Genomic DNA, 16,743 nt, shown 5'->3' on the forward strand with positions numbered 1-16,743 from the left:
TCAGTCAATGTGGGCTTTTTTTATAACCAAATAGTTTCTATATGGATAGTAATATCATCATCGTGATTGTTGCCCTTATTGGTCTGGCCATTGGTTTTGCCATCGCAAAAATGCTCGAAAAGGGCAAAGCGGGCAAAATTTTGGCAGGTGCCAAAAAAGAAGCAGCATCCATCATAAAAGACGCAAAAACTGAAGGGGAGAACATTAAAAAGAATAAAATTTTTCAGGCCAAAGAGAAATTTCTAGAACTAAAGGCCGAGCATGAAAAAGTCATTATCGGTAAAGACAAAAAAATAGCCGAAGCCGAAAAACGAACACGGGATAAAGAATCACAGGTCAGCAATGAGCTGGCAAAGAACAAAAAGCTCAATGATAAGCTTGAGGAGCAAATCAAAGAAGTAACCCATAAAAGTGAAATACTTGATAAAAAGAAGTCAGAGGTCGAGAAACTGCACAAAAATCAAGTGCAGCAGCTTGAAGTGATTTCTGGGCTATCGGCCGAAGATGCCAAAAGCCAGCTTTTAGAGTCTTTAAAAGAAACCGCCAAGACCGATGCCATGGCCTACCTTCAGGGTACGCTTGAGGAAGCAAAACTTACCGCACAGCAAGAAGCCCGTAAGATTATTATTAGCACCATTCAGCGCATTGGTACCGAAGAGGCCATTGAGAATTGCGTTTCGGTGTTCAATCTTGAATCTGATGATGTGAAAGGCCGAATCATCGGCCGTGAAGGTCGAAACATTCGGGCCATTGAAGCTGCCACCGGGGTAGAAATCATCGTTGATGATACCCCGGAAGCAATCATTCTTTCTTGCTTTGATTCGGTGCGGCGAGAAATAGCACGTTTATCACTGCACCGATTGGTGACCGATGGGCGTATACACCCCGCACGTATCGAAGAAGTGGTCAAAAAGACCGAAAAACAGATCAATGAAGAAATTGCCGAAATCGGTAAGCGCACGGTCATTGATTTGGGCATACACGGACTGCATCCAGAATTGATCAAAGCCGTGGGGCGCATGAAGTACCGTTCTTCCTATGGTCAAAACTTGTTGCAGCACTCTCGAGAAGTGGCCAAACTCTGTGGGGTCATGGCCGCTGAATTGGGACTCAACCCGAAACTGGCCAAAAGGGCTGGATTGTTGCACGATATCGGAAAAGTACCTTTGGCCGAATCAGAGGTTGAAACTCCCCATGCTATTTTGGGCATGCAATGGGCACAAAAATACGGGGAAAAGAAAGAGGTCTGCAATGCTATCGGGGCGCACCATGACGAAATTGAAATGACCACCTTGATTTCTCCCATTGTACAGGTTTGTGATGCCATTAGCGGTGCTCGACCTGGGGCGCGACGTCAAGTGCTTGACTCTTATATTCAACGTTTAAAAGACCTTGAGGATATTGCCTTTGGGTTTAATGGGGTACAAAAGGCCTATGCCATACAGGCGGGTCGCGAGCTGCGGGTAATCGTAGAAAGCGAAAAAGTAAGTGATGATATGGCCGCCGAGCTTTCATTCAACATCTCACAAAAGATACAGACCGAAATGACCTATCCCGGTCAAGTAAAGATTACTGTGATTCGCGAGACCCGTTCGGTGAACGTGGCGAAATAGGTTATTGCCCGAGTACTAAGCTCAAAAGAAGGTTATTCATTCTAATTGCGTTATGGGATCATAAATGGGGGGCATGTCCATTTCCAATCTGTATCATTCTTCCTCAGAAGAAGTGGTACTTTCCTCTTGATCAGCCTCTCGTTCTAGCTGGTTCTGCATGATGTTCAGCTTTTTCAATTTGCCTTTCCAAGTGGCGAGAGCTTCTTTGTGGCGATCAATATTTTTGATGACCTCTTGTACCAACGGACTATCTTCTGATGCATTTGAAAAGAACTGGAGGTTATTTTCGAGCTGTCGTAGTTCGTTTTTACTTTCAGAAATCTTTCTTTTAATAAACGTACGTTCGTTGTTGATGGCACGTTCGTCTTCTGCTTTGGTTAGCTGCTGAATTTTGTTGCCATATTTCAAGAGTTCGGCCTCATGTCTGCCCACACCCACTTTTTTCAACAAAGCATCGATGATTTTGTTGAACTTGCCATTGAGGTGTCTCTTGTTGTAGGGTAGGCGCCCATACGTTTTCCATTCATTAATGAAACCTTTGATGGTCTCGAGGTCTTTATCTTTAGTGCCTGTCAATTTGAAATTTTTGAGACGATCTAAACAGGCATTCTTTTTTTCGTAATTGGCGTATTCTTCCTTTTGGGCATGGTTGCGTTGTGAATGCAAGCGGTCAAAGTAATGGTTGCAGGCCGCTTTGAATTCTTTCCAGATTTTATCCGAATATTTTCGGGGTACATGGCCGATTTTTTTCCACTCGCTCTGTATGCGCTTCATCTCAGGAGTGGTGGCATCAAAATCTTCACTGTCTTTGAGCGACTGGGCAATCTGCAAAAGTGCTTTCTTCTTCTCTAAATTTTCAAGTTGCTCTTTTTTGAGTCCTTTGTAAAAATTGTTCTTGTTCCTATTGAAAGAGCGCACTGCATTTTTGAACTCCGTCCAAGTGGCATCATTGTCTTTTTGGGGTACCCTGCCAGCTTTGAAAAATTGCTCGCGCAAGGCTTCTACCTCTTTGATCTGCTTTTGAATACCGCTATGCACCCTGGCCGTATTTTCGGCAATCTGCTTGATGGCTTGTATCAATTCTTGCTTTTTGACAAGATTTTCGGCATAACGGTCTTCAAGTTCCTTGTGGTGCTCTTGGCGACGTTGGTGCATGGCCTTGGTCGCATTGCTGAAACGCTCCCAGATTTCTTCTCGTTGCTCTTTGGCGACAGGGCCGATGTCTTCTTTCCAGATTTTGTGCAGGGTCTGCAATTCTCTGAACGCTTTGCCCAAATCAGGCTCACTGGCCAAAGCTTCTGCTCTTTCGACCAATTTTAGTTTCTCTTCAAGATTGTGTTTGAAATCTAGATCGCGTAGCTCACGGTTTAAATGCAGAAAGTCGTAAAAAATCTCGACATGGTGATGATAGGTGCGCCAGACGTCATTGTATTGGTTTCTTGGTACTGGCCCGGCATTACGCCACCGCTCTTGAAGCTCCTTAAAACTTTTGTAGGTGGTATTCATGTCTTCTTCGACATTGACCAGCCCTTTTAGTTCTTCAATGATGTTCAGTCGGTTCTCAAGGTTGGCTTTCAGGGTTTTTTCTAAATTCTTGTAGTAGGCATCTCTTTTTTCACGGTATTCAGAATAGACCTCGTTGAATTGTCTTTTGGTCACCGAATTGTAACGAAAGTCAACTTCATTGCCACCATTGGAAACAAACTCTTCTTTTTTCTCTTCAATGAAGTCTTTGAACTTGCTATCAAACTCGTGTTTGATATTGTTGACATGCCTGTGAATGGCCTGTACCTTTTCATTCTTTACCAACCGCTGCAGTTCGCCGACCAAATTTTCGAGCGACATGGCATGGTAATCGAGCATAGGGATGTGATGCCGTTTCTGATTTTCTTCATCTTCAGCGTCTTCGGCATTTGACTCATCTATTTCTTCTTGAACATCTTCGGTGGCTTCTTTCTTTTTGACGGCTTCCTTTTTTTTCTCATGTTCAGAAGTGTCGGTCGTAACGGGTTCTTCAGTGTTTTTTTCCTCTTGCGGTGTTGCCTTTTCGCCAGTTTCAGTATGTTCTTGTTCCCCTACAGTTTCTTCCTGTAGTTTGTGCTCGTTGTCATCCATCAAAATGTATTTATCGGTTTAGGTCGATGGTTGTAATGGTAAGTTACTAACAATAGTCACTCAAAGCAAAAATACGCATTCTACTTTTGGCATTTGGGGGTGAATGATGGCTTTTCGATAACGGGATAAACAAAAAAAGGATGCGCTAAGAATTCCAGATTTGCCAAGACTTTTCTGCCTGTAGCTGCAGCATTTCGAGTCCGTTTTTAATCATACAGCCTCTTTTTTCTCCTTCGGATAAAAATGCAGTCTTTTCAGGATTGTAGATGAGGTCGTACAGCAAATGTCTTGAATCTAAATATTGATAGGGGATTTCAGGTTTTTCATCAATGTTCGGATGCGTGCCCAAAGGCGTACAGTTCACGATGATATGATGTTCAGACATGATATTTTTGTCGAGCTGCCCATAATCGTAGGAATCCTTTTTTACGGAGCGCGAAACAAAAGTATAAACGATACCCAAGGATTCTAACACATGTGCCACTGCTTTTGATGCGCCACCAGTGCCCAAAATCAAGGCTTTGTTATGATGGGATTGCAAAAGGGGCTCCAGTGATTTCTGAAAGCCGAAAGCATCTGTGTTGTGGCCGATGCACCTGTTTTCTGAAAATTCGATGGTGTTCACCGCACCTATTTCTTGGGCCGTTTCCGCTACGGCATCCAAAAAAGGAATCACCGCTTCTTTATAGGGTATGGTAACATTGAGGCCCCTCAAGGTGTTCTCGGCGATCAAGCTTTCAAATTCTGATATGTCGTCAAGGTCAAAATTTTCATAACTATGGCCAGACAACCCCAGTTCTTTGAACTTTTCGGTAAAATATCCTTTCGAAAATGAATAGGAAATATGCCTACCGACCAACCCGTACCTATTTTCTTTCTTTTCTGTTCTTTCCATACCAGTCGAGGGCCAATAGTACAAAAATGCCCAATACGATGAAAAAGATGGCGGCCCAAGTTTCCATCAATGTGATATCGGGCCAATACCGCTCATAATTTTGAATGACTTTATCACCGTTGGAGTCCAATAGGAATGTACCATCTACATCTGTTTTAAAAATGGTGCGTTTCCAAGGCCATAAGACACCCAAAGAGCCTGTGATGAAACCGATGATGACCGCTGTGGCAATGGTTTTAAAGTGCTTCAAAACATAGCCCAAAAGATGGGAAAGGGTCACAAGGCCTGTCGCTGAACCCAATGTGAACACAGTCAATATTTTCAGGGTTTCCATACGTTTTGGATTGTCAACAAAGCTGAAATCACCTTGAAAAACCTCAGATAGCGTGTCATAGAGTGCATTGACCGAATCGACCAGCAACAATACATAATTGCCCAAAAGAATTAGGATGAATGAACCTGATAATCCAGGCAATGTCATACCAGAGACACTGATGATACCACAAAAGAAGATAAAAAAGAGGTTGTCATTTTCTTTCGCAGGATTCAAAAAACTGATGGCGATACCAATCAAAAGGCCAATGATTCCCGCAGGTATTGTTTTTTTATTCCATTGGTTGAAATCTTTTGAAATGTAATAAATCGACCCCAGGATCATTCCAAAAAAAGTAGCCCAAACGAAAAGTTCTTTGCGCTCCAAAAAATAATCCAACAACTTTGAAACACTGAAATAGCTGAACAGCATACCCGCAATCAAGAGTGTCAAAAATTGACCATTTGTATAACGGTAAAAGCTCTTGAAGCGACCATTGAAAAGCAATTTGAATGCCTTGAGATTGACTTTTTGCAACGAATAGATAAATTCTTCGTAAAAACCGCCAACAAAGGCCACGATACCGCCAGATACACCGGGCACCTTGTTTGCGGCACCCATGATCAATCCTTTGATGAACAAAAAAAATCGATCTAGTAAGGTTCTTGGTCTGTGCATAAATGAAAAAAGGCACAACCTATTTTTTTGCGGCCGCCCTTTCGAGGATAAAAATAAGGGAAAAACCGATGATGGCTAAAACAACGGCCCATAATAGTTGATTGTCACCCTCAAAGGCAAATGGGGAAATGTTCTTTTCTTTGATGGTTATCACTTTCTCACCAAAGGTTTTGGCTTCGAGCACTTTTTTCCAGGGCCAAATTTTATTCAGTGAGCCCAGTATGAATCCAGTCAACAAGGCCAAAGTAATGTCGTGATATTTTTTGAACATCCATTTCAGCAAACGAGCGAAGCTCAAGAGACCAAAAATTGCTCCAAGTGCCACAATGGCGATGGTCACAATGTTGCGTTCATGAACGGCATCCAATATGGTTTTGTATGAACCCAAGAGCACCAAGATAAAGGCCCCAGAAATACCGGGCAGGATCATGGCGCAGACGGCCAAGGCACCCGACAAAAACAGATACGGTAGGCTTTCGATGTTTTCGTTGGGGGGCAACGTCGTGATGAAATATGCAATGATGGCACCGGCAAGAAAAAATGTCATCGTGGCGACGTTCCATTTCTTGATTTCCTTGCCTACAAAAAAGATACTGGCCGCGACCAAACCGAAAAAAAATGACCAGACGAGTATGGGGTGGTTTTCCAGCAGCCAACTGACCAGTGTGGCCAATGAGAACAGGCTGATGAAAATGCCCAGAAAAAGTGCCAATAAAAAGTTGCCGTTGAGTTGCTTCCAAAATACCTTAAAACCCTCTTTTTTCCACGTTTTGAACAGGTTGAGGTTGATGTTGTTGATTGAAAGAATCAATTCTTCATAAATACCTGAAATAAAGGCGATTGTGCCACCTGACACTCCGGGCACCACATCTGCCGCTCCCATGGCAATGCCCTTCAGGGTGATGACAAAGTAATCTTTAAGTTGTCTGATTTTCAAAACAGCTGGGTCAGTGTCGAAATTACTCAATGATTGAGATTTATAAGCTCCGACGTTTGTGCCGAAATTTGGTTTTTTAGATTTTTTATAATGCTTGGGTTTGCCCTTGGGCAGTTTATTTGGTTTTTGCCTTTTGCGATTCAGAAAATGTCTCAATGACCCATTTTACCTTGCTGAACTCAGGAAATTCGCGTTGAAAGATTTTTTTCTTCTTGGCATCCAATCGCACAGCCTCTTTCAATTCTTTACGGGCTTTTGGGATGTTTTTTGTTTTGAGGTACACCCCGGCCAATTTGTAACGTATCTCAGCATTTTCAGGATAGAATTCCAGCCCCTGCAGCAACACTTGCACTACGGATTCAAAATCACCAAGACTGTTCAGCACATTGCCCCATTCCAACCAAGTATCCAACTCATAATTGCCGAGCTCAATGGTCTGTTTGTAGGCGAAATCGGCTTCATCCCAATTGTTGAGGCCCGTGTAAATTTTTGCACAGCGTTTCCAGTACAGTGGATTTTCACCATCAATATTGATGGCCTTGTTCACATAGTGCAACGCTTTTTTGTAATCTTCTTGGCGGTAATAAAAATCGGTAATGGCCAACCAACCCTTGTCCAGCAATGGATCCTCATGAACCGTGTTGTAAAAGTACCCTTTGGCCAATTCAAAATTACCCAACTTTTCATGGCACTTTCCAATTCGTAAGTAGGCATGAGAGGTGGGGTCATCCATCTTTACGGTCGTTTCATAATTCTCGATGGCCTCATTGTAGCGACCCATTTTCTCAAGCACTTTACCTTTCTCAAAATAGGCACCGATAAAACCATCGTCAGAAATAATGGCAAAATCGAAGGCGGTCAATGACTCTCTGAGCATTTCTTTTGCCAAGTACATTTTTCCCAATTGATGCCATGCCACTTGACAATAGGGGTTTCTGTCCAAATAGTCGTTCAAATAATGGATGGCGCCTTCAAAATCTTCTAAAAACTCAAAGCAGTACACTACATTGTACAAAGATGAATAATCACCATCATCGATATCGACACATTTCATAAAGCTTTGCTTTGCCTGTTCGTAATCATCCATGAACAAATATTCCATGCCCAACAACGAATAGATGTCAAAACTGCTATCAGAAACCTCCAATGCCTTTAAAAGTAAAGCGACCGCTTCTTGGTGGTTATCCTTTTTTGATTGAATGTTCGCGCGTTGTATATAGATTTCTTCGTTGAGGTAATCAATATCCTGCAGTTCATCCAATAGCTTCTCGGCCTCTTTAAATTTGTCTTCAAAGACCAACGTCTCCACATGCAACAATTTCAGTTCTGTTGACTGCGGATGCTGTTGCAGCCCGAGTTGGATTGCCTTTTTTCCAAGCGTTATTTTTCCGCTGTTGAGGTAGTGGTGAATGATTTCCTCAAAGTCTTCCGCATCAAAGAAGTAGACATCATCTGTCTTCAACATCGATTCGAATTTAAGGATGGATTTATCGTGGTTATCGTTAGCGTCTAACGCCATAGTTGTGGGTTTGGTTAAACTATGGACTTAAAATTAGCTTTTTCAACGCCTCTTTTTCGTCCGTGATTTGGGTCTTATCAACAATTTATTCAACAATCGGTTTGTCGTAACTGTTTAAAATACTCAAGATTTGCTGGCATCCTTGTTGAATTTCAACTTCACTGATGGTCAATGGCGGAGATATTCTTACCGCCTTTGGCTCAAAAAGCAACCAAAAAAGAATGAGACCGTTTTTGGCAGCCGTGAGCACCAATTCATTGGCGATTTCAGCATTTTTTACCATTAGGGCCAACATTAATCCCTTGCCCCTAATTTCTTCAATCAAAGGATGTACCAAAAGTGATCGGAACAGTTTTTCTTTTTCCAAAGCCTGTGCCATCAATTGGCTTTCGGTGATTTCTTTTAAGGTGGCCAGACCGGCTGCCGCAATGACAGGATTTCCGCCAAAAGTGGTGATATGGCCCAATTTAGGTTGCTGCTGCAGCACAGCCATCATTTTGTGTGATGCCGTAAATGCACCCACAGGAAGCCCAGAAGCCATGCCCTTGCCCATGACCAGTATATCGGGTACACAATCATAATGTTCAAAGGCGAAAAGCTTTCCTGTACGGCCAAAACCAGGTTGTATCTCATCTAAAATCAACAAAGCGCCCACTTCATTGCATCGCTCCCGCACTTTTTTCAGATATCCATTTTCTGGAAGGATAAAACCCGCCCCGCCCTGAATGGTCTCTAAGATGATAGCGGCTGTTTTTTCGGTGATACATTCCAAATCTGACTTTTTATTGAATTCTATAAAGGATACATCTGGAATCAGGGGACGAAACGCACTTTTTCGTTCTTCAAAGCCCATCACGCTCAAACTGCCCATGGTATTGCCGTGATAGGCATGGTTGGCCGCAATGATTTGTGAACGACCGGTGTACCGTCTGGCCAGCTTCAATGCCCCTTCGATGGCTTCGGTGCCCGAATTGACCAAATAGGTGGTCTTCAAATTTTCTGGAAGCAATGAAGCCAACAACTTCGTGTAGGCAACAGCGGGTTCTTGCACATACTCGCCATAGACCATCACGTGCATGTACTTTACGGTCTGTTCTTGTATGGCCTTGACCACTTTAGGGTGACAATGCCCCAGACTACAGGCTGAGACCCCTGCTACGAAGTCAAGATGGGCATTGCCCTTGGTATCGTAGATGTAACTGCCCTCGGCTCGTTCAATGGCCAATCCCAAAGGGTGTGACGTGGTCTGTGCCTGGTATTTTAGAAAATCTTCTTTCAAATATGATTGCTGATTGATTTTTGGTTTAATCACAATGGACACTAATTTCACAAATTGGCACGTATGAGATCATTCAAAAACGTTTGATTATTGTTCACTCGTCACCTTTTTTTGAACAGGCCGTTTAGGTTTTATTGCTTTGGAATTTGGATTTATAATATTGGAATTTGGAATCTGACCACTTCGCTCTTGTTCTTCGGCATCAATACCAATGGGGTCATCAATACCACGAATTTTTACCAATTCGATGTTGTTGTCATCCTCATCAAAAATGTCATCCTTGGTCATGATGCGCTCATCGCCCCGCCAGACAAAACCCTTGAGTTTTCGACTTTCTACGGGCAGGTCTTTTTCAGGAAAAATATTTCCATCAGGATTCACAAAAAAAGTGATGTCCTCAATATCGCTGTTTTCCATCAGCAACCGAATTTTACTGCAAATCGTTTTGTTGATTCCGATGAGTTCGTCATCATCATTGTACACATAATAGATGACCTCGGTATTCTTGACCAGATCAATGATTTTCAGTTCATTATCGATGAATTTTCCAAAGAGATCTTTTCCTTTCGCTTGGTTGTAACCCGTTTTGCCAATTGTGTCAAAGGCGATGACAAAAGAGTTGTTGATGACCTTGAGCGAATCCAATTGTTCTGTTTCCTTATCTGAAATCAGGTGAATGCTGTCGCCGGTCATTTGGTTGTCGACATTCCACATAATGGGGTCGGTGATCAATTGGGTCAGCCCTGTTTTTTCTTCGGAATGGATGCTGTCGCACTTTCCACTTAAATCGGTCTTATAAAATTTGGCATTGCTAAAGGCCCGAATGATTCTTGATTCAGGTTTACCCGTGACCATCAAAGTATCCCCGTGAATGTACAAAGAGTCTCTGTCCTGCTCGTTAACACTGATGGCGACTGCACGTTTTGTGGCAAAAACAGAATCTTTTTCTTTGAAAACTTCGGCATAGTGTGCGCGAACCACCCCTTGATTGATGGTGTCTGTAACTTTGATGTTATTGGTCGCCGAGGCAAACGAAGTGGTTTTGTCAAAGTAGACACTATCGCCTTCTATAATTCTGTTGTTATAATTGATTTTGGTGTTTTTGACTCCGTAGCCTTGCTCAATTTTGGTGTCGTAAAATCCACGTTCACAGTAGATTTTATAGTCTTCGCCCGTAATGGTCGATGGACCGTACATGTAGGCATTTTTAGAGATGCGGTAATAATCCAGTTGTTCAGAATCAATAATGTATTCAGGATTGTCAATGTGAACACTGTCACGAAACTGCACTTTTTTCAGTTCAATGAAATAATTGCCCAATCTGCTGGTGAGCACATTGACGGAATCGACGACCCTACCCCCCGAACGATAATACGATAGCTGGGCCTCACGGTCAAAATAGAGCGTATCTGTTGTAAGGGTCATTTGTCCGTCAGAAAGGTCAACCTTTTCCCAGGCCCTTGCCAGCTTTGTATTTCCATCGTAATCGAGTTTTCCGCTGTTCATTTCAATACTGTCACCTTGCTGCAACCGTACATTGCCGATGGCCTTCAAACGATTTTCACCGGAATAAAAAATAGCGATGTCGCACCATAGATCGGCTCCTTGGTGCTCAAACTGTACCTGCCGTTCATCATCTTTACTAAAAATGGAGGCTCCGGGAAACTGCGCCTCATCTTTGGTAAAATTTGCCCCGTAAACAATGTTGATTTGACGGCTATTGACTGTGTCTTTTGCTGCACTGGTGTTTTGCGCAATGCCACTAAAAGAAACGAGTAGTATTAAAAGAAAAGCAAGGTGCTTCAAATCATGCAATTTGCCGCAAAAGTAGCATTTTTTGTATGCGCCCTTCCTAAGATTGGGATAGATTTAATAGCTGTGAAAATGCCCCGTATTAAAATTCCCGATACTGGGTATCTAAAAATGCATTGGCTTCCTCTTCCTTGAATTTGGCTGTAGCACTGCTCCAGTGCAAAGTTTTATTCGGAAAACGCCCAGCGATAACTCCCAATAAAATGGTTTCGGTCAATCTTGCCGCATAGGAAAATGGTGCAGAGCATTCAGCCTTTCCTAAACAGGCATCCACAAATTGGTGATAATGTTTTGGGCCTTCGGAGGCGTAGTCGCGTATGGGCTTGCCCATATTGTGGACTTTTTCTATCATGGCTATTTCCTCAGAAATATCCACATATTCCCCGTTTACGATTTTCTTGGGCAGTTGCATAAAATGGGGGAGGAGCAAGCGCCCCTTTTCACCAATGAACATAGCTCCCTGTTCGGGTAGTTCACCTTCGCCTGCGGTTTTGGCATCCAACGACATTTTGTCTTCCATGGATTGCTCTGAACCACCGTCATTTTTTGCCATCTTGTTGGAACCAGGCAGCATGAGGTCTTCATGCATTTCAGGTGTGCCTGGGCCATCGTACCATATCCATTTTAAGGTTTCAGCGGTATATTTTGTGCCTGGAAATTCGTAGGTGACCGTATTCTTTTCAGGATAGCCGTACCCGTTGGGTGGCCTGCACTCATTGCGAATGGTCATGGGCACGTCTAACGCCAATGCATTGTAAGGGGTGTCAAAAATGTGGACTCCCATATCACCCAAGGTGCCACAACCATAATCGACCAGTTTTCTCCAGTTTCCCGGATGATAATAGCCTTTTTTATAGGGCCTTTTTGGTGAAGTGCCCAACCAAAGATTCCAATCCAATGTCTCGGGCACTGTATCTTCCCCTTCAGGGATTGCACCATCATAGCCCCAATTTTTGGGTGACCACGCCCGTACCGTGTGCACTTTTCCGATAATGCCCGACTGTATCAGCAAGGTGGCCAGTTTGTAATCGTAGAATGAATGTACCTGAATGCCCATTTGGGTCACCAGCCCCTTTTCTTGGGCCAATTTGTTCATGGCCCTTGCTTCTGAAACGTAGTGGGTCAGTGGTTTTTGGCAGTAGACCGGTTTGTTCATGTTCATGGCCATCAGTGATGCTGGGGCATGTGTATGGTCGGGTGTGGAAACGATGACCGCATCAATCCCATCTGCCATTTCATTGAGCATAATCCGATAATCGGAATATGTTTTTGCTTGGGGATGCAAGACTTTGGCAGCTATTAGGTAGTTGGAATCCACATCGCAGAGTGCCACTACATCTACCAGCGGATGCGATGAAATATCCCTTAAATCTTCACTGCCCATATTGCCCACACCAATATGGGCGGTTCTCAAACGTTTATCAGTGCCTAGTTGATTTAATACGGATGGAGCGATGGAAGCTGCAAGAATGCCAAGGCTGCTCTTTTTAACGAAGTCCCTGCGAGATGTTTTGATGGTCATGTTGCTAGATTTGTATGCTACCAAATCTAACAATAAATCAAATATGTGATGTGAATATGCTATCTATGGATGGTCTGCGTTCTATCTGGCCCTACGGAGACTATTTTGATGGGTACGTCAAGTTCTTTTTCTAAAAAACCAATGTAGTCATTGAGCGCAGGTGGCAATTCTTTGGCTTGTGTCAGTTTTGTCAGATTTTTGGCCCAGCCCTTCATTTCAGTATAAATCGGGGTTATATTCTCGTTTTCGATGTTGTAGGGCAAATGTTGAATTTCTTTTCCTTGGTATTTATAGGCAGTACAAACCTTGATGGTGTCAAAACCACTCAGTACATCGGCCTTCATCATCATCAACTCGGTAACTCCGTTGATTTGTACGGCATATTTTAAGGCTACCAAATCAAGCCAGCCACAACGACGGGGTCTTCCAGTGGTTGCACCAAATTCATTGCCTATTTTACCCATGGTCTTGCCATCTTCATCAAAGAGCTCGGTCGGAAAAGGGCCGCTGCCCACACGGGTAGTATAAGCTTTGAAAATACCCAAGACACTACCTATTTTGCCAGGCGCGACACCCAGCCCTGTACATGCACCTGCTGCCGTGGTGTTTGATGAGGTTACGTAGGGGTAGCTACCAAAATCAATATCCAACAATGAGCCTTGCGCCCCTTCGGCCAGTATTTTCTTGCCACTGGCCATGGCATCAAAAATATATTGCTCACTGTCAATAAAGTTCAATTGTTTCAATGCTTTCACCCCTTCATGAAAATCATCTTCCAACTCCTCGAGGTCATATATGATGTCAGCTGCATAATGGCCTATCATTTTCTCGTGCTTGTCGGCCAAAGCACGGTATTTCTTTTTCCAATCTTTGAATTCAAGGTCGCCCACGCGAAGGCCGTTGCGCCCAGTTTTATCCATATAGGTGGGGCCGATTCCTTTCAACGTGGATCCTATTTTGGCTTTTCCTTTTGAAGCTTCTGAGGCAGCGTCGAGCAAACGATGGGTCGGTAGTATCAAATGAGCCTTTCTTGAAATCAACAGACGTAATTTGATATCAATGTCAAATTGTTCAAGATTATCCAATTCACGCTTAAAAACCACGGGGTCGATGACCACACCGTTACCAACTACATTGATGGCATTTTCGTGAAAGATCCCTGAAGGGATGGTATGCAGTACATGTTTGATGCCATCGAACTCAAGCGTGTGCCCTGCATTGGGACCACCCTGAAAGCGGGCGATGATATCATAGTTTTTGGTCAGAACATCAACAATCTTTCCTTTTCCTTCGTCGCCCCATTGGAGCCCGAGCAATAAATCTACCATGAAATGTTATTGGTTAGTCGGTTACTTTTTCTTCCTTGTTTCTGGTTCCGTAGAAATAGAGGGAGTGGTTATTGATTTTGATGTCAAATACCTCTTCAATCGTTTTTTTGATGGATTGTATACGAGGGTCGCAAAATTCGACCACTTCACCCGTATCGGTAAGAATCACGTGGTCATGCTGACGATCAAAATATGATTTTTCATATTGCGCCTGGTTCTTGCCGAATTGATGCTTTCGAACCAGTTTGCACTCCAACAGCAATTCAATGGTATTGTAAAGGGTGGCACGGCTGACACGGTAATTTTTGGTCTTCATCTTGATATAAAGCGATTCTACATCAAAATGGTCATCGCTTTCATAGATTTCTTGAAGAATGGCATAACGCTCAGGGGTCTTTCGGTGCCCCTTTTCTTCTAAGAAGGCCGTAAAAACGTTCTTTACAATCTCTTGATTTTTACTGTTTCCCATAGTATTCTCGAGTACGGAACAAATTTACGCTTTATTCTTAAATTCTGGTGACCTTATCGATGCCCTCAATCTGTTTGAGGTTGTCGACCAATTTTTTGAGGATATTCTTGTTCTTAACCACCAAGGTTATTTTTCCGGTAAAAGTACCCCCTTCGGTACTGAAGTTGAGATTGCGCATATTCACGTGCATGTTGTCAGAAATGAGGTTGGTGATGTCATTGACCAACCCCAGATGGTCGATACCCGTGAGTTTGATTTCTGCACTGAACTCTTCTTGGGTAGAGTCTATCCAACGGGCGCTGATGATGCGATATGCATAATGCGATTGCAATGAAATGGCATTGGGGCAGGTCTTGGTGTGCACCTTGATACCATCATTCACACTGATAAAGCCGAACACTTCGTCACCGGGAATGGGCTTGCAGCATTTTGAGAGTTTATAATCCAATTTCTCCTCTTCACTGCCAAAGACCAAAAGGTCATAGTTTGAAGTGATTTCATCTTTATCAATGTCTTCAGGTACTGCGGGTTTGCGTATTTTGTTCTTGAAGAAATTGAAGAACGAATTGTTGTAGGAAGATGCAAAATCCTTTATTTTTTGGTTGTCAATGACTCCATTGCCGACTCTGAAGAAAAGGTCAAGACTGGTCTTCAATTTAAAATAGGTGACCATTTTATTGACCACATCTTCATTCAACGTGACTTTTTGCGATTTCAACTTTCTTCGGAGGATTTCCTTGCCCTCTTCGGCAACTTCCTTTTTCTCTTCCCGCAACGAAGATTTTATTTTCGAACGTGCCCGTGCGGTATTGGCATACTCTAACCAGTTTTGGTTGGGTTTGGCACTTTCAGAGGTAATGATTTCCACTTGATCGCCACTGTTCAGAATGGTGTTCAAGGGCACCAGCTTACCGTTGACACGGGCTCCCCGCGTCTTCATTCCGACCTCGGTATGTATGTTAAAGGCAAAATCTAAAGGAGTAGCGCCTTTGGGCAACGATTTTAATTCCCCCTTAGGGGTAAAAACAAAAATCTCTTTCGAGTAGAGGTTGAGCTTGAATTCCTCTACAAAATCGACCGCATTGCCATTGGCGGTTTCCAATGCTTCTTGAAGACGGTTGAGCCAAACCTCGATACCCTGTTCTTTTTGGTCGCCGTGCTTGTACTTGAAGTGTGCGGCGTAGCCTTTTTCTGCAATCTCATGCATTCGCTCACTGCGTATCTGTACCTCGACCCATTTTCCGCCGGGGCCCATGACCGTGATATGCAGTGCTTCATATCCCGTTGATTTTGGTGAGGTGATCCAATCACGCAAACGAATTGGGTTGGGCGTGAAGTGGTCGGTGACGATAGAATAGATTTTCCAGGCCACAAATTTTTCATTTTGCCTGTCGGATTTATAGATAATACGCAGGGCAAATTTGTCGTACACTTCATCGAAGGAAATATTCTGGGCCTTCATCTTTCGGCGTATTGAAAAGATGGATTTCATCCGACCTTTGATTTCATAGTTTAGGCCCTCTTTGTCAAGAGAATCACGGATGACCTTTGAAAAGTTCTCGATGTAGGCTTGTTGTTCTTCCTCAGTATCCTCGATTTTGCTCAAAATGTCATTGTAGACATCGGGTTCGGTGTACTTAAGACTTAAATCTTCTAATTGGGTCTTGATGTTATAAAGTCCGATTCGGTGTGCCAGCGGAGCATAGATATACAGTGTTTCTGAGGCAATCTTGACCTGTTTGTGCTCAGGCATGGCATCCATGGTCAGCATGTTGTGGTACCGATCGGCAATCTTGATGATGATGACACGAACATCATCGTGCAGGGTCAAGAGCATCTTGCGGAAGTTCTCTGCCTGCTGGCTAATATCCTTATCCTTCTTTAGATGTGCTATTTTGGTGAGTCCGTCCACTATGCGGGCCACGGTTTCCCCGAACATACGTTCAATATCCGTGAGCGTATAGGGCGTATCCTCTACCACGTCATGCAATAGGGCAGAGGCTATGGAAACTGCGTCAAGGCCGATTTCAGAAGCCACTATTTTGGCCACGGCAATGGGGTGGAACACATAGGCTTCTCCCGATTTTCTGCGTTGGTCTTTATGGGCGTCAACGGCCACGTCAAAGGCTGAGCGTATCAGTTTCTTATCACCAGCGGAAAGTGTCTGATAGCTGATACGAAGCAGTTCTTTGTACTGCTTCGCGATCTCTTTGTTTTCTTTTGCTATTGCCGTGGCTGTCATCCTATATTAAATTTACCACTT

General features: G+C 43.4%; 12 protein-coding genes. 1 reads left to right on the forward strand and 11 read right to left on the reverse strand.

The window, feature by feature from the left end; translation table 11 throughout:
* Nucleotides 1–41 precede the first annotated feature (41 nt).
* The gene (rny, locus tag AAAH86_RS01945) at nt 42–1,613 is read left to right on the forward strand and encodes a ribonuclease Y (RefSeq protein ID WP_343485814.1); all 1,572 of its coding nucleotides are present in this window, start codon (nt 42–44) and stop codon (nt 1,611–1,613) included.
* Between the two features lie 93 nt (nt 1,614–1,706).
* On the opposite strand, the gene AAAH86_RS01950 is transcribed toward rny, so the two are convergent.
* The 11 genes from AAAH86_RS01950 to AAAH86_RS02000 form a co-directional block, all read right to left on the reverse strand.
* Nucleotides 1,707–3,728, reverse strand: a complete 2,022-nt coding sequence (locus tag AAAH86_RS01950; RefSeq protein WP_343485815.1) for a DUF349 domain-containing protein — start codon at nt 3,726–3,728, stop codon at nt 1,707–1,709.
* 145 nt (nt 3,729–3,873) lie between these two features.
* The gene (locus tag AAAH86_RS01955; protein ID WP_343485816.1) at nt 3,874–4,623 is read right to left on the reverse strand and encodes a shikimate dehydrogenase; all 750 of its coding nucleotides are present in this window, start codon (nt 4,621–4,623) and stop codon (nt 3,874–3,876) included.
* A complete protein-coding gene (locus AAAH86_RS01960; RefSeq protein ID WP_343485817.1) occupies nt 4,595–5,614 on the reverse strand; it encodes a DUF368 domain-containing protein in 1,020 nt (339 codons plus the stop codon). Before AAAH86_RS01960 ends, AAAH86_RS01955 begins: the two co-directional genes overlap by 29 nt.
* Before the next feature lie 19 nt (nt 5,615–5,633).
* Entirely contained in the window at nt 5,634–6,497 is an 864-nt protein-coding gene (locus AAAH86_RS01965; protein ID WP_343486813.1) for a DUF368 domain-containing protein, read from the reverse strand.
* A gap of 169 nt (nt 6,498–6,666) precedes the next feature.
* The gene (locus tag AAAH86_RS01970; protein ID WP_343485818.1) at nt 6,667–8,070 is read right to left on the reverse strand and encodes a tetratricopeptide repeat protein; all 1,404 of its coding nucleotides are present in this window, start codon (nt 8,068–8,070) and stop codon (nt 6,667–6,669) included.
* 85 nt (nt 8,071–8,155) lie between these two features.
* The gene (locus AAAH86_RS01975; RefSeq protein WP_343486814.1) at nt 8,156–9,349 is read right to left on the reverse strand and encodes an aspartate aminotransferase family protein; all 1,194 of its coding nucleotides are present in this window, start codon (nt 9,347–9,349) and stop codon (nt 8,156–8,158) included.
* 87 nt (nt 9,350–9,436) lie between these two features.
* Complete coding sequence (locus tag AAAH86_RS01980) at nt 9,437–11,107, reverse strand: OstA-like protein (RefSeq protein ID WP_343486815.1); 1,671 nt, start codon at nt 11,105–11,107, stop codon at nt 9,437–9,439.
* 136 nt (nt 11,108–11,243) lie between these two features.
* On the reverse strand, nt 11,244–12,683 hold the full coding sequence (locus tag AAAH86_RS01985; RefSeq protein ID WP_343485819.1) for a Gfo/Idh/MocA family oxidoreductase: 1,440 nt from the start codon (nt 12,681–12,683) through the stop codon (nt 11,244–11,246).
* 59 nt (nt 12,684–12,742) lie between these two features.
* Nucleotides 12,743–14,011 (reverse strand): adenylosuccinate synthase, encoded by a 1,269-nt coding sequence (locus AAAH86_RS01990; RefSeq protein WP_343485820.1) that lies wholly within the window; start codon nt 14,009–14,011, stop codon nt 12,743–12,745.
* A 13-nt stretch (nt 14,012–14,024) separates the two neighbouring features.
* Complete coding sequence (locus tag AAAH86_RS01995; RefSeq protein WP_343485821.1) at nt 14,025–14,480, reverse strand: transcriptional repressor; 456 nt, start codon at nt 14,478–14,480, stop codon at nt 14,025–14,027.
* A gap of 37 nt (nt 14,481–14,517) precedes the next feature.
* Nucleotides 14,518–16,722, reverse strand: coding sequence for a RelA/SpoT family protein (locus AAAH86_RS02000; protein ID WP_343485822.1), 2,205 nt, complete (start codon nt 16,720–16,722; stop codon nt 14,518–14,520).
* Nucleotides 16,723–16,743 lie beyond the last annotated feature (21 nt).

Origin of the sequence: Allomuricauda sp. d1 (genome assembly GCF_039592695.1) — a bacterium.
GTDB lineage: Bacteria > Bacteroidota > Bacteroidia > Flavobacteriales > Flavobacteriaceae > Flagellimonas_A.

Bases quoted from the DNA above. Each gene is read 5' to 3' on its own strand.
- rny (WP_343485814.1), top strand. From the start codon at position 42: ATGGATAGTAATATCATCATCGTGATTGTTGCCCTTATTGGTCTGGCC.
- AAAH86_RS01950 (WP_343485815.1), bottom strand. From the start codon at position 3,728: ATGGATGACAACGAGCACAAACTACAGGAAGAAACTGTAGGGGAACAA.
- AAAH86_RS01955 (WP_343485816.1), bottom strand. From the start codon at position 4,623: ATGGAAAGAACAGAAAAGAAAGAAAATAGGTACGGGTTGGTCGGTAGG.
- AAAH86_RS01960 (WP_343485817.1), bottom strand. From the start codon at position 5,614: ATGCACAGACCAAGAACCTTACTAGATCGATTTTTTTTGTTCATCAAA.
- AAAH86_RS01965 (WP_343486813.1), bottom strand. From the start codon at position 6,497: ATGGGAGCGGCAGATGTGGTGCCCGGAGTGTCAGGTGGCACAATCGCC.
- AAAH86_RS01970 (WP_343485818.1), bottom strand. From the start codon at position 8,070: ATGGCGTTAGACGCTAACGATAACCACGATAAATCCATCCTTAAATTC.
- AAAH86_RS01985 (WP_343485819.1), bottom strand. From the start codon at position 12,683: ATGACCATCAAAACATCTCGCAGGGACTTCGTTAAAAAGAGCAGCCTT.
- AAAH86_RS01990 (WP_343485820.1), bottom strand. From the start codon at position 14,011: ATGGTAGATTTATTGCTCGGGCTCCAATGGGGCGACGAAGGAAAAGGA.
- AAAH86_RS01995 (WP_343485821.1), bottom strand. From the start codon at position 14,480: ATGGGAAACAGTAAAAATCAAGAGATTGTAAAGAACGTTTTTACGGCC.
- AAAH86_RS02000 (WP_343485822.1), bottom strand. From the start codon at position 16,722: ATGACAGCCACGGCAATAGCAAAAGAAAACAAAGAGATCGCGAAGCAG.